This is a genomic window from Flavobacterium erigeronis (genome assembly GCF_054075165.1).
Window position 1 is genome coordinate 286,290 of sequence record NZ_JBSKGP010000001.1, and the last position, 14,944, is coordinate 301,233.

The 14,944-nt window shown below is 33.2% G+C and carries 12 protein-coding genes; 2 read left to right on the forward strand and 10 right to left on the reverse strand.

Going from position 1 to position 14,944, the window contains the following annotated elements; genetic code table 11:
* Positions 1–25: 25 nt before the first annotated feature.
* From ACWA1F_RS01190 to ACWA1F_RS01200, 3 genes are read right to left on the reverse strand one after another with little or no spacing between them, the layout of a single operon-like run.
* Positions 26–1,510 (reverse strand): peptide MFS transporter, encoded by a 1,485-nt coding sequence (locus ACWA1F_RS01190; RefSeq protein ID WP_456890938.1) that lies wholly within the window; start codon positions 1,508–1,510, stop codon positions 26–28.
* Positions 1,511–3,187: a peptide MFS transporter gene (locus ACWA1F_RS01195; protein ID WP_456890940.1), complete on the reverse strand. Its 1,677-nt coding sequence runs from the start codon at positions 3,185–3,187 to the stop codon at positions 1,511–1,513.
* Positions 3,188–3,225: 38 nt separating this feature from the next.
* Complete coding sequence (locus tag ACWA1F_RS01200) at positions 3,226–5,397, reverse strand: S9 family peptidase (protein WP_456890942.1); 2,172 nt, start codon at positions 5,395–5,397, stop codon at positions 3,226–3,228.
* Between the two features lie 180 nt (positions 5,398–5,577).
* Between ACWA1F_RS01200 and ACWA1F_RS01205 the strand changes: the two genes are divergently transcribed.
* The gene (locus tag ACWA1F_RS01205) at positions 5,578–6,891 is read left to right on the forward strand and encodes a hydroxymethylglutaryl-CoA reductase, degradative (protein WP_306155723.1); all 1,314 of its coding nucleotides are present in this window, start codon (positions 5,578–5,580) and stop codon (positions 6,889–6,891) included.
* Between the two features lie 122 nt (positions 6,892–7,013).
* Positions 7,014–7,922, forward strand: a complete 909-nt coding sequence (locus ACWA1F_RS01210; protein ID WP_456890944.1) for a GYDIA family GHMP kinase — start codon at positions 7,014–7,016, stop codon at positions 7,920–7,922.
* 19 nt (positions 7,923–7,941) lie between these two features.
* Here the strand turns inward: ACWA1F_RS01210 and ACWA1F_RS01215 are convergent, their stop codons facing one another.
* The 7 genes from ACWA1F_RS01215 to ACWA1F_RS01245 form a co-directional block, all read right to left on the reverse strand.
* Entirely contained in the window at positions 7,942–8,385 is a 444-nt protein-coding gene (locus ACWA1F_RS01215; RefSeq protein WP_456890946.1) for a hypothetical protein, read from the reverse strand.
* 268 nt (positions 8,386–8,653) lie between these two features.
* Positions 8,654–10,753, reverse strand: coding sequence for a peptidylprolyl isomerase (locus ACWA1F_RS01220; protein WP_456890948.1), 2,100 nt, complete (start codon positions 10,751–10,753; stop codon positions 8,654–8,656).
* A gap of 107 nt (positions 10,754–10,860) precedes the next feature.
* On the reverse strand, positions 10,861–12,117 hold the full coding sequence (locus ACWA1F_RS01225) for a hemolysin family protein (protein WP_456890950.1): 1,257 nt from the start codon (positions 12,115–12,117) through the stop codon (positions 10,861–10,863).
* Positions 12,118–12,120: 3 nt separating this feature from the next.
* On the reverse strand, positions 12,121–12,315 hold the full coding sequence (locus tag ACWA1F_RS01230) for a hypothetical protein (protein WP_306155716.1): 195 nt from the start codon (positions 12,313–12,315) through the stop codon (positions 12,121–12,123).
* A gap of 4 nt (positions 12,316–12,319) precedes the next feature.
* A complete protein-coding gene (gene lptC / locus ACWA1F_RS01235; RefSeq protein ID WP_456890952.1) occupies positions 12,320–12,877 on the reverse strand; it encodes an LPS export ABC transporter periplasmic protein LptC in 558 nt (185 codons plus the stop codon).
* Between the two features lie 51 nt (positions 12,878–12,928).
* A complete protein-coding gene (locus ACWA1F_RS01240) occupies positions 12,929–14,158 on the reverse strand; it encodes a hypothetical protein (RefSeq protein WP_306155712.1) in 1,230 nt (409 codons plus the stop codon).
* On the reverse strand, positions 14,151–14,885 hold the full coding sequence (locus ACWA1F_RS01245) for a type III pantothenate kinase (protein WP_456890954.1): 735 nt from the start codon (positions 14,883–14,885) through the stop codon (positions 14,151–14,153). Before ACWA1F_RS01245 ends, ACWA1F_RS01240 begins: the two co-directional genes overlap by 8 nt.
* Positions 14,886–14,944: the final 59 nt, after the last annotated feature.

The following is a 14,944-nucleotide window of genomic DNA, read 5'->3' on the forward strand; positions in this document are numbered from 1 at the left end:
TATACAAAAAGTGATTACAATGTAATTATTTAACTTCTTGCATTAATCTTCTAATTAATGGCGTTAGAACAATAAATGCAATACCTGCAATAAGAGCATAAACAGCCAATTGATAATATCCGCTTGTGTAAGCAATAAGTTTAGACATTAATGTAGTTCCTGTATTGGCATCAGACATTTCAGCTCCTAATTTACCAGCAGCAAACTGTCCGAATGCACTAGAAAGAAACCATAATCCCATCATCATTCCAAATAATCTTTTTGGAGACAATTTTGTAATTACCGACATTCCGATTGGACCGATACACAATTCACCCAATGTATACAAAAGGTATCCTAAAGCAAATACGTCTAGCGAACTTAATCCGTCTTGGTTTACAAAATATCTAGCAGCATAAAAGATAAAAAAACCTGCTGCTAATAAAATAAATGACAAACCAAATTTAATTACTGTATTAGGCTCTATTTTTCGTTTAGACATATAGATCCACAAAAAGCCTAATAATGGACTAAAAACAATAACATACAGTGAGTTAATACTATTATTAACTACATTTGGATCGATATTAAAGAACAACAGTTTATTCGTTAAATTATCTTTGGCAAATAACGACAACGAACCTCCTGATTGCTCAGAAATTGCCATAAACATAAAATATGCAAAAATAAAAATAAAGGCAGCCAAAAACTTAAGTTGCTGCTTTCTTTCTTTTATTAGTATCAATTCGTATAAAAAATATACCAAAGCTAAAATCCCTATAGTATACATAAAATACTCTGTAAAATCAGAATTTATAACCATCATGTAAACTAGTGGAATTACTGCAAAAGAGCCTACATAAACAGCAATCTCATAAAGATTTCGTTTTTTAGGCGCATGATTTTCTAATGGAGAATTTCCAATTGGTGCTAAATGCTTTTTCGTTAGAAGAAAAGTTACAACACCAATTATCATAACAATCGCCGCCGAAAGAAAACAAAGACTCCATGAATAATTTTTCCCTAAATAAATCGGTATTGCTCCACCGAGCATTCCTCCAATATTAATCCCAGCATAAAATAATCCGTAACCTGCATCACGACGGCCGTCGTTTTCATGATATAATTCTCCTACCATGGAAGAAACGTTTGGTTTAAAAAAACCTGTCCCGATAATAGAAAGTGTTATTCCATAGTAAAAGAAATCGTGAGGATTTGCAGCAATTAGCAAATTACCCAAAATCATAACGATTCCTCCAAAAAGAAGCGATTTTTTAAATCCTAAAATTTTATCTGCAAAAATCCCTCCAATAAACGTAAAAGCATAAACAAAAGCCTGTACTGCACCATATTGAAGATTTGCTTTTCCTTCAACCAGACCTAATTGGTCTACCATGAAAACTGCTAAAACCCCTCTCATTCCGTAGAAACAGAAACGCTCCCACATTTCAACCAAAAACAAGTACCACAATTGTTTTGGGTACTTGCCTTCAAAATTTTGAATTTCTTCTAAAGTAATCTTGCTTTCCATTTATCTAACACCGTGCATTAATTTTTTCAAAAGTGGCGTTAAAGCAAATAATAAAATTGCCGCAATCCCTGTCAAGACAACAAAAACCATAAAGAACTCATATAAATTATGGATTTCGAATCCCGCAAAAATTGGATTTTGCGCACTAATCTGATGTTGATCCAATAAAGCTAATTGCTCAGCTGATGGTGTTATTTTTTTATCTAAAACCGCTTGAAGATCGATTCCAAGTTCTTTTGCTTTTGCAAATTTATCACCAGTTGCTGGCAAGATAGAACCTAAAGTTCCTCCTAATGCATATCCAGATGCATTAGACAAAAAGAATACTCCGTATAATAATGAAGCAAAACGTTTTGGAGATAATTTACCCACCAATGACAAACCAATTGGAGATAAACATAATTCTGCACATGTGTTTAAGAAATATAATAAGATAAGCCATTTAACCAATAAAAGTCCAGAAGTTCCGATGTAAGAAACCTGAGTAGCAATCATTAAGAAGCTGATCGAAATTATTACTAATCCTGCAGCAAGTTTTACTGGCGAAATAGGTTCTTTTCCTTTAGCTCTTAAAGTATCCCAAAGAACACTAAAAGGAACAGCCAAAAGCACCACGAATAATCCATTAAAAATTTGAACCATTGACGGTGGCATTGCCCACCCGAAGAAATGTCTGTCTGTTTGGTTATCAGCAATGAATGTCAAAGATGAACCAGCCTGCTCAAACGCAGCCCAAAAGAAAATAATAAAAAACGAAACGATGTAAATTACAATGATTCTATCTCTTTCAATTTTAGTCAAAGAAGTATCAGAAATAATTAATCCTGCTAATGCCAAACCACTTGAGTAAATCAATGTATAAATCAAGTTCTGACCCACAACATAATGGAAAAAGAATCCTAAAGCAATAAATGCAACTCCAGCACCGATCAAAGCTTTAGTAGAAAAGTTTGCTTTTTGCGCTTCTCCTTCTTCAAAATCTGAAGCATCGTTTTTAGACGGCAATCCTCCTAATGGTTTTCCTTCTGGAGAAACCACATATTTATTTTTTAAGAAGTAAAAAAGAATTGTCCCTAATAACATTGCAACAGAAGCTGCCATGAATCCCCATCTAAAAGCATGGATATCTCTAACTCCGCCTGCATCTTTAACATCTCCTAATAATGGACAGATTGACTGCCCAAGAAATGCTCCGATGTTAATTCCCATATAGAAAATAGTAAAAGCACTATCCAATTTTGTTTTTTCTTGTTTTGGGTACAAACTTCCCACCATACTAGAAATATTTGGTTTGAAGAATCCGTTACCAAAAACAATTACACCTAATGCAGAATACATGATGATTTTTGCCAGACCTAAATTTGATTCAAAAACACTTCCGCTGGTAAACAAAAGCATTTGTCCAATTGCCATTAATAATCCTCCTAAAAGAATACAGTTTCTGTTTCCTAAATAACGATCGGCAACAAAACCACCTAACATTGGTGTTAAGTAACAAAGTCCAAGAAAACCACCATAAATTAGCGAAGCTTCCTCTTCTTTCATTAATAATGAATTCACAAGAAATAAAGTCAATAAAGCTCGCATTCCATAAAAATTGAATCGCTCCCACATCTCCGTTCCAAACAATACCCAAAGTCCTTTTGGATGCGCAGTTTTTACTTGAGTTTCTCCCATATTATATTCTGTTTAATTAGGTTTAGTATATTTTTAGATTATAAATTTTCTTTGATAAAATTGGTCATTTTATTGTAAAGCTGAATTCTCGTGTTTCCGCCATAAATACCATGATCTTTATCTGGATAAATTTGAGAATCAAATTGCTTATTTGCCTGGATTAAAGCTTCCATCATCTGCATTGAATTTTGAACGTGAACGTTGTCGTCTCCAGAACCATGAATCAACAAGAACTTCCCTTTTAACTTGCTAACATGATTTATAGGAGAGTTTTGATCGTATCCGCTTGCATTTTCCTGTGGAGTCTGCATGTATCTTTCTGTGTAAACACTGTCATAAAAACGCCAGTTTGTAACCGGAGCAACGGCAATTGCCATTTTGAATACGTCGTTACCTTGGAAAATACAGTTAGAAGCCATAAATCCACCATAGCTCCATCCGAAAATTCCAATTCTAGAAGCGTCAACATAAGAGTAAGCACCAATTACTTTTGCCGCATCAATCTGATCTTCAACTTCGTATTTTCCTAATTCTTTTTGGGTTACTTTTTTGAAATCTGCTCCTTTGTAGCCTGTACCTCTTCCGTCAACACAAGCCACAATATAACCTTGCTGTGTCAATGAAATAAACCAGTAATCATTAGAATTATTCCATTGATTTGCTACCTGCTGCGATCCTGGACCAGAATATTGGAACATGAAAACAGGATATTTTTTTGAAGGATCAAAATCTTTTGGTTTTAAAATCCAAGCATTCAATTCGTTTCCTTTTGCTGTTTTTAAAACAATAAATTCTTTAGAAGGAAGATTATAACCTTTTAATTTATCAGCAAGAGCCTGATTATTTTCAATAACCTGAATTTCTTTTCCAGATTTAGCCTCATTCAAAGTGTAAGTCGTTGGCTGAGTAGCACTAGAATAGGTATTGATAAAGTATTGGAAATTTGGACTAAAAGTCGCCGCGTTTGTTCCAACTTTAGCCGTTAAAGCTGTTTTATTTTTTCCGTCTAATGAAATACGGTAAACTGCTCTGTTTATAGAACCATTTTCTGTAGACTGGTAGAAAATAGTTTTGTTTTTTTCGTCGAAACCGTAGTAATTAGTCACTTCCCAGTTTCCTTTTGTAACCTGATTTTTAAGCTTTCCGTTTTTATCATACACATAAATATGATTAAAACCGTCTTTTTCGCTTGTCCAAATAAAACTGTTGTCTTTTAAGAAAGTCAAGTTATCTGTGATATCTACGTAAGCTTTGTCTTTTTCATTTAAAACAACTTTTGCTGTAGCTGTATTGCCATCAACAAATAGTAAATCTAAATTATCTTGATGACGGTTTAAAACCTGTGCAGAAAGCACATTTGCATCATTTGTCCACTGCATTCTTGCAATGTAAAAATCATTATAGTTTCCTAAATCTACTTTTTTAGAAGTATTTCCAGCAGCATCATAAATATGCAATGAAACTACAGAATTTTTTTCTCCAGCTTTAGGATATTTGAAAGTTTCAATTTTTGGATATAAATCTTTGTGGAAAATTGACATCGAAAATTCTGGAACTTGGCTTTCGTCAAAACGAATATAAGCTAGTTTTTTACTATCTTTACTCCAGTCAAACGCACGTACAAAAGCGAATTCTTCTTCGTAAACCCAGTCCGTAATTCCATTTATAACGGCATTTTTCTTTCCATCAGTTGTAACTGCCGTTGATTTTTTTGAAGCAACATCATAAATATATAAGTTGTTTTCTTTCGCGTAAGCAATTTTAGTTCCGTCAGGTGAGAATGTTGGTTCTTGAATTTGGAAATCAACCAGTTTAGTCAGAGATTTTGCTGCGATATCATAAAGGAAATAATCTGCAGTAAAAGAGTGACGGAAGATTTTATTTGAATTACAAGCAATTAAGATCTTTTTTTCAGAAGCATCAAAAGTATAGCTGTCAATTCCGTCGGCAAGTTCTTTATGGTTTTTTGTATCTATAAGATTCGATACTTTTTTTAGCGTTGCAAAATCGTATAAATCAATCTGCATACTTCTGCTCGCCATATCAACATTTAAAACAGTATATTGATTTGTATTTTTTAGCGATTGCAGCTCATCCATTCCTTTAGCCCGGAAAGTACCGCCAAAAACATTTTCGACAGTTATCTTTTGCTGTCCAAAAACGACTGCAGTTAAAAATAAAAGTACTGCAGTAAATTTACTTGTATTCATTAGAATTATTTTAAATATAAAAAGAGCCCAATTTTAGTGAAAAATTTAAACATAATACACATTTTAAGTGTTAAATGTTAAAAAAAATAACGATTGCGTATTTCGATCTTCAAAATAGATTGCAAACAAAACTCTTAAAATAGTATCTTTGCCGCAACATTATTATTTAATATATTGAGAATGAACAACGCTGTTGCTGGATTTTCTAAATTATCCAAAAAAGAAAAAATTAACTGGATTGCAAATGAATATTTTTCGAATCCTGAAGAGGCGCAAAATATTATAAGAAATTACTGGAATTCAGACGAAAAGCTTCAGCAGCTTCATGACGAATTTATAGAAAATACGATTACAAACCTTTATATCCCTCTTGGAGTTGCTCCTAACTTTTTAATCAACGGAAAATACAAAACCATTCCGATGGCCATTGAAGAAAGTTCTGTTGTTGCAGCGGCTTCAAAAGCAGCAAAATACTGGTCAACAAGAGGCGGTTTTAAAGCTACAATAATTGATACCGAAAAAATTGGCCAAGTGCATTTTACCTATAGCGGTGATGCCGAAAAACTAACTCAGTTTTTTGACCAAATCAAACCAAAATTCTTTTCAGAAACACAAAGCATTACCAAAAATATGCAGCAGCGTGGCGGTGGAATTTTAGATATTAAACTAAAAGATAAAAGAAGTCTACTAGAAAATTACTATCAGCTTCATGCTACTTTTGAAACAAAAGACAGCATGGGAGCTAATTTTATAAATTCTTGTTTAGAGCAATTTGCTTCGACCTTAAAAGAAGAAGCTCAAAATTCTGACTTATGCCAAAATGATGAAAAATTAGAAGTCATAATGAGTATTCTTTCTAACTATGTGCCGCATTGCCTTGTTAGAGCTGAAGTTTCTTGCCCAATTGAAGAATTAGCAGAAAAACATATTACGAATCCACAAGAATTTGCAGAGCGATTTGTTCAGGCCGTGCAAATTGCAGAAATCGAACCTTTTAGAGCCGTTACCCACAACAAAGGCATCATGAATGGTGTCGATGCTGTAATTCTAGCGACCGGAAATGATTTTAGAGCTGTAGAAGCAGGTGTACATGCGTATGCCTCTAGAAATGGCCAATACGCAAGTTTGTCTCACGCGAAAATCGAAGATGGAATTTTTACTTTTTGGCTTGAAATTCCTCTTGCAGTGGGAACCGTTGGCGGTTTAACTTCTTTGCATCCTTTAGTGAAATTATGTCTGGATATTTTAGAAAAACCTTCTGCCCCAGAATTAATGGAAATTGTAGCTGTTGCAGGTTTAGCGCAAAATTTTGCAGCATTACGTTCTTTAACTACCACCGGAATTCAGGAAGGCCACATGAAAATGCACTTGAACAACATTATCAATCAATTTGAAGCTACAGATGAAGAGCGCCATTTAATTAAAACGCATTTCAAAAAAACAGCCGTTTCTCATAGTGCTGTGGTAGAATTTATTGAAAACCTTAGAAAATAACGAAAGTTAAATTCCAAACATTTCAATTTTTAAATAAATTCCAAATTCCAAAAACAACAGAATTTGGAATTTGAATTTGAGTCTTGGAATTTGGAATTTAAAATATTGGAATTTATACAACAATGAAGAAAACATTTTATAGTAACGGAAAACTTTTTATCGCTGGAGAATATCTTGTTTTAGACGGAGCAGATGCTTTTGCGTTACCTACAAAATTTGGTCAGGATTTAGTAATTGAAAGTTCTGAAGACAAACAAATTGAATGGAAAAGTTACGACCACGACCAGCATTTATGGTTTGAAGAAACTATTTCTTTTGATGAAGTTATAAAAGGTTCAGATCCGCAAATTGATACCGTAAAATCTACTTTAGTAAATATTCTGCACGAGGCTTATATTTTGAATCCAAAATTTATTGATAGTGCTAGTGGATACAAAGTAAGCACCCATTTGAGTTTTCCAAAAAACTGGGGATTAGGAACTTCTTCTACGCTTATAAATAATATTGCCCAATGGACAGAAACTAATGCTTTTACTTTGCTTAACAATAGCTTTGGCGGCAGCGGTTATGATATTGCTTGCGCGCAAAACAACACTCCAGTTTTATATCGAATTAAAGATAATTTTGTAAAACAAGTTGAATTTAATCCTGACTTTAAGGAACATCTTTATTTTGTTTATTTGAATAAAAAGCAAAATAGCAAATCAGCCATACATTCTTATAATAATCATAAAAGCAATCATTTAGCAGCAAGCGTTGCAGAAAATAATCGAATTACAGATGCAATTCTTCATGCCCAGACTTTAAAAGAGTTTGCTGTGGCAATTCAGAAACACGAAATCCATTTGAGTAATATCTTAGAAATGCAGACTATAAAAGAGGCTGTTTTCCCTGATTTTAATGGAGTGATTAAAAGTCTTGGAGCTTGGGGCGGCGATTTTATATTGGTAGTTTCTAAAGAAAATCCGAAGGAGTATTTCTTTACTAAAGGATATGAGACAATTTTGACTTACGAAGAAATGATTTTATAAAATCAATTTCAGAAACAAATTAATTAGCTCTTTTATTGCCTCTAATGTGCTTTGTCTCTAAACGACGAACAGCTTTGCTTTCTTGCTCATTAGACTCTATAAGCCTATTATGCAAGCGTTCTGCCATTTTTTCGATACTATTTGTAATAGAATCGTAAACCACCTCCATTCGGCGGTGTTTTTCTTCTTTTACTGCTCTTAAAACGTCTTCTACAAAAATTTTATCGTATTTTTCAGCAACAGAATCATGAGTATTAGTTAATCTAATTACATTATCGTTGCTCAAAATAGTAACTTTAAAATGCTGCTCTTCATTACTTAAATAATACTTTCCACCCAATTCATCAACATTGATGTCGGTGCTAGCCACTTTCAAAAGCTCTATAATAATACCATAAATATGACTTTCTATTTTGGTATATACTCTTGGCTTCTTTCTAAAAAACTTAAAAGTAAAAAACATTAAATAATTGATTATTATAGTTTTTGTTTATGGATTCTTATTTTCTTTTTAGCAAAAGCCAAAAATATGTTAAATTAAAAATTCGAGCAAATTAACTGTAATAATTTGAAAATCACAAGTTTTTTAAATTAAATTTCGATTATTCCTATATAGATTAAGAAAATTACCTCAAAAAAAAATATAAAATTTAATTATAGATATCTTAGGAAAAGAAAAAACCCGAAACACATAAGCGTTTCGGGTTTTTATAAGAGGAGTTACTTTTTAATTAGTAATTAAATTGTAATCTGTTATCTTCAATTTTAGCATTGTTTTTCAAAGCTGGCAATACTCTGTTTGCATCATTAGCACTTTGAGCTTTTACTTTTTCTACATAGGCAGCGTGATTAGCAATTGCAGGAGCTTTTACAGTTTTAATATTTTTCACTACATAAACACCTGTATTTCCTTCAATTGGAGCTGAAATTTTGTTTGCAGTTAAAGCAAATGCATTTCCTACTACTCTTGGCTCTTGTCCAACTCCACCTGGTAAAACTGGATTATCAAGAGTTACGTCTGCAGCTTGCTGAACAGCAACTCCCGCCGCTTTAGCAATAGCTTCAATACTTGAACCTTGCATTTTAGCTTTTAATAATTCTGCTTTTTTCTTGTTTTTCAAGATTGGCTCCACATAAGGTCTTGCCATATCAACAGAAACTAAACCAGATTTGTTTTCGCCTTTATATTGTGCAATAACGTGTCCGATGTTTGCGATCTCAAAACGTTTTACATCTCCTTTGCTTGTTTCTTTATCAAAAGCCCATCTTACAATGTTACGTTGGTTTCCTAATGGTCCAAACGCTTCATCCATAGCTTTTGCATTAACTGGCTGAGCAACTTTTAAACCTAATTCTTTAGCTGCAACATTAAAATCTTTATCAGCAGCGTCCATTTCAAATTTAGTTGCTAATGTAAATACTTTATCAGAAGTAGCTTCAGATGGCTCGATTTTTTGAGCAATTGTAGCTAAACGAATTCCGTCTTGTTTGTCTGTAATTTTGATAATGTGGAAACCGAAAACAGTTTCTACTAAACCAACTTTACCAATTCCGTTGCTGAATACAAAATCATTGAAAGGTTTTACCATTTGGTTTGGCCCAAAATATCCTAAATCACCACCTTGCTGTGCAGATGAATCATCAGAACTTGTAAAAGCTAACATCATAAAACTATCTGGATTAGCTTGAACTTGTGCTAAAATTTCTTCAGCTTTAGCTTTAGCTTCTTCTTTAGTTCTTTTTTCTTTTGCGTTTGGAGTTTGAGATCCTTCGTAACCAATTAAGATATGACTTGCTTTTGCATTAACACCAGCTTTAAATCCTTGAGATTTAGAGATTGCGTAGTATCTTCCGTAAACGTATGGTCCGTAAATTGCTCCAGCTGGCAAGCTGAATAATTTATCAGCATCAACTGCTGGCAATGCATTTTTAGGAACATAAGTAGAATCGTAAGGAACATCAGAATTTGCGTTTACAAATTCAGCAATGTTTGTTGCGTTTCTAAATCCTGGCAATGAATCGTTTTTACCCGTTTTTGCGTTGTAAACAACACTTCCTGATAATAATGCAGTTAATTTAGCTTTAATTTCAGCCTCATCTTCTTTAGAAGCTTTATCTTCAACTAAAACGTATTGGATTTCGCGAGTTGCGTCTGCTTTGAATTTTTTCTCGTTTTTCTTCATGTAAGCTACAATCTCATCATCAGAGATTTTTACTTCACTATCCTTAATAGAAGAATATGGAGCAGCTGCAAAAGCAAAACTTACTTTATTAGTTTCCATTTCATACTTTAATTTTCCTTCACTAGCAGTTGTGTAAAGTCCTGATTTAATTAAAGTATTATAGATTTGAAACTTTGCATTCAATTCAGCATCTTTCTCTTTTTGAGAGATGTATTGCGCCGCTTCTGGATTTGATTTAAAATAATCTTTAAACTTAACAACATCAAAAATTCCTGCTGCGTTTAAGAACATTGGGTTTTTACCAATATTTGGATCTGATTTCAAAACCTCTAAAATGTGTTTTTCACCAACTCTCAATCCTAATTTATCAAATTGCGTTGACAATAAAGCGATTGAAACTTCTTGATCCCAAACTCTGTTTGCAGCTTCAGTGGAAGTTATACCTTGCCCACTTTTTTCAACATTACTAACTTTAACTCTAAAGTCTTCAAATGAAATATCTTTTCCATCGATGCTTCCTACATCTTTTGAACTTTGACCAAATGTTCCTCTTGTAAATAGATCTTGTATTATAAATGCAAATAATGCAAGTGCAATAACTCCTATCAATAAAGCGGAACGCTGTCTAATTTTTGCTAAAACTGCCATTTTATTATCGTTAATTTTATATTCAGTTTGCGAAAATACAATTATCTAGTTAATAACAATACAACTAGCGTTTTATTTTCAACTTTTTTTTTCATTAATTTAAAAAATCACTCTTTAATCCTTAATTTGACTAGTTCGATTTTCTTATTTGAAGCCTCTTCAATAGAAAAATGAAACCTGTCTATTACGATTTTATCTCCTTTTTGCGGAATTTCTTTGGTATGATTTACAATAAAACCTCCTAATGTGCCATAAGAATCTTCTTCTGGAATCATCAATTTGTAAGTCTCATTGAGATACTCAACATCTAATCGAGTCGAAAACAAATACTTGCCTTCTCCTAATTCTTCTTCAACCAATTCTTCGTCTAAATCGTGTTCGTCTTCAATCTCGCCGAAAAGTTCTTCTACAATATCTTCAATTGTAATAATTCCAGAAGTTCCACCATATTCGTCTAAAACGACTGCTACATTTTTTCGTTTTTTGATTAGCAAATTCAAGACATCTTTAATCAAGATTGTTTCCGGAACAAATTCAACCGTCATTAAAACCGATTTTATAGTTGACGGCTTTTTAAACAAATCGAATGAATGAACATAACCCACAATATCATCTAATGAATTCTGGCTTATTATAATTTTAGAATAGCCTGTTTCTATAAACATCGCTTTAAGATCATCGACTGTATCAAATAAATCTATGTCTACAATTTCTGTTCGAGGCGTCATAATATCACGGGCTTTCACGCCAGAAAATTCTAATGCATTCTGGAAAATCTGAATTTCAGAATCTACTTCATCTTCTTCTTCAACCGTACTCATTTGTTCCGTTATATAATTGCCAAGTTCTATACGGCTAAACAAATGGATTTGGCTTCCTTCTGTTTTAAAAAATTTACTTAAAACAAAATCTGCAATCCAGATAAAAAAAGTAGAGATGTAATAAAATAATCGGTAAAACAAATATGCTGGAAGCGCTAGAATTTTAATTAACGAATTGGCATAAATTTGAAAAAATACTTTCGGAAAAAATTCTGAGGTTAGCAAAACTACAAATGTTGCGAGAAGTGTCTGAATTAGCACATTCCACCAATCAGAAAAAACTAAACCAAAATAGGCCATCCATTCTAAGATGAGATCGCCCATAAAAAAACCGTAAATTACCAGAGTTACATTATTGCCAATAAGCATGGCCGCAATAAACTTTGACGGATTTTCGGTTAATTTGGTTAAGATTCGAGACAAGAAATCGTCTTGTTTCTTTTCTATTTCGAGATAAATTTTGTTAGCGGATGTAAAAGCGATTTCCATCCCAGAAAAAAAGGCGGCTAGTATTAAACAGATTATTATAATACTAATTTCCATTTTTTATTGGTTTTTGTTACGGTCGTTATGCCTGTTAAGAAATCTTCTCCTAAAGAAGAACATGAAAATTGCCATTCCTGCAATTACAAAATAGAAAGGATAGCTCTCATCTCCTTCGTTTAGTTTTACGAAACCATCGTAAGTAAAGAAAACTGCAAAAAGGATGTAAACGTATTGTGTATATTTTAAATAACCCATAATATTATAATTCTTCGTTAGATTCAATTTCGCCAGTTATTCGCTGCGAATTGATCACTTTAAAATCTTTGCTAAAATCTATTCCCTGACCATGGGAAACCCCTTTTTTATCAGTCAATTTAAATTTTCGTTCTGTGTAAAACCATTCGTTTTTCTGATCGAAATATAATTGTTCTGTTTCTAAAATCTGACCGGCTTCAGAAGTAATTTTCACTTTTCCTATCAAATCGATAATTCCAGTATTTTTATACGAAACGGCATAATTGCCTTTTATAAAGGTACGTTTTTGCTTTTTATCGTATAAAGTAACGTCGATTCCTTTAGGAAATTCTGTAAATGGAAATTCAAGATTGGAATAATCCAGCATTTTCGGACTTATCAAAACTCCTGTAATGCGTCCAGAATCTGTGTATTTAATATTTACAGTATCGGCATCACTGGCAGGAACAAATTCTGAGAAGTTAATTTTCTGAACTTCTTTAAAATTACTTTCGCATCCAAAAAATAGTGTCACAGCAATAACTGTAACAACTATCAGACTATATCTTTTTGGTAAATTCATTTGCCAAATGTAGTAAATTGTAATGAGCTTCTAAAAGATAAAATATATTGTTTACTGGTATTTGCTCTTCACAAACCATTTGTCGTTGAAAGAGAAACTCACACTAAAATTAACATAATTTTCCTGCACTAACTCTGCTGAAGTCGTACCGCGTTTACCAAATTCGATTCCAAAATTTACATTTGAAAACGATCCTGGAATCGGAATTCCTGCTCCTAATGACATTCCGATATCTTTAATTGATTCGTTATTCACAATCAGACCAATTTTTTCGTATTTCAAACCAGCTCTATAGGTAATTCTGCTCATGTAACTAGTAAAAGAAGCATAATTTGGAAGGTAATATCCTCCAACAGCATATTTAGAATAACTCTCGTATCTCACATTAGGCATAGTATTATAATAGTTGGCTAACTGACCGTCTCCTTGAAAAGTCATATTTGCTCCTACAAGCCATTTTCTAGCTTCACCCATACCTAAACCAATACTTAATTTGTTCGGAAGTTTTAGTTTTGTTGATTCTGTTGGAACTGCATAAGCGCTAGGATCTCCTTGAACCGAAATAACTCTCGTATTATCTGAATTCAGATCACTTGCAAAAGAATAGCTTAAACTAGAAAACAAACTAACTTTTTTGTATATTTTTTTCTGATACATAGTCCCGAAACTAAATGCCGTTCCTGAAATTTCAGAGGTATTTACTTCTGCGGTTCCGTTTGCAACTCCCGTAATAGCTTCTACGCTGGTTGTTGTAATTTTTCCAAAATTATATTGTGCGTCAACTCCAATATTCCAGCCAGGAATTATTTTGTATGCTAAACCAAAATACACTTTATTGACACCACCTTTTCCGTCAAGCTGAGAACTTGTTGCTCCTTCTATAGCAGAATTGTCGTTACGAATTTTGTACCCTACTGAACTCACGGGTATTAAACCAAATGAAGCACCAAATTTTCCCATTGGAATTCCTAATGCTAAATAATCAAAAGTAGAACGCTGTGCTTTTTCTGACTGAGAACTCGTTTTTAAATTAGAAGTGGCAAATGTTCCTCCAACTGTAAAAGTGGTCTGAATTAAGCTGGCATAACTCGCCGGATTTTCTATATTTAAGTGAATCGTGTCCTGCTCTACTGCAACTCCTGCCATAGATCTGTTTTCAAGTGTTCCCTTGAATCTCACATCTCCTATTCCGAAAAAAGAATAAGGTGAAGCAGTACCTTGTTGAGCGAATGAAACGAACGATATAAGCAAACAAGCGCTTAGTATTACTTTTTTAATCATTGTCGATTTTATATTGATATGTTTGGCTCAAACTCTCCAGAAGGAAATTTGAATTGGCAAATATGGTATTTTTTAATCGTTTAGCCAAAAAATCTGCATCGCCTCCCGTTAAAATTATGATAAAATTTGAAAACTCTTTGCGATATTCATCGATAAAACCGTCAATCTCATAGACGAAACCGTTGACAACCCCAGAATGTATGGCTTGTGCCGTAGAGTTTCCTACATAAGAATCGGGTTCTTCTAAGGTTAGTAACGGCAGTCTGGCGGTAAAATTATGTAGTGATTCATATCGTAATCGAAGGCCGGGAGAGATCGCTCCTCCTAAATAATTGTCATTTTCGTCGATAAAATCGTAGGTAATGCATGTTCCTGCATCAATAACCAAACGGTTTTGTTTTGGAAATTGCAGTGTTGCTCCTGCAGCCAAAATCATTCGATCTATTCCTAAAGTTTTTGGCGTTGCATATTTATTATGGAAAGGAAAAATGTCTTCGTGAGTAAAAAAATGAACTTTTAGTCTGTTTTCGAAAGCTAAAAAGGATTGTTTTTCGATACTTCCGACTGAAGCAACAGCCAAATCGGAGCATTTTGGATATTTTTCTAAAATATTTTTAATTTTTTTTTCGATTTCATTTTTATCAAAAACAAAATTTTCTAGAGAAGTATTACCCTCAAATACAGATGCTTTAATTCTGGTATTGCCAACATCGACCGTTAAAATCATATTTCTATTTTTGCTTTTGCGAAGATACGAATTGATTTTTTCTAAAAAATGTTTTGCAC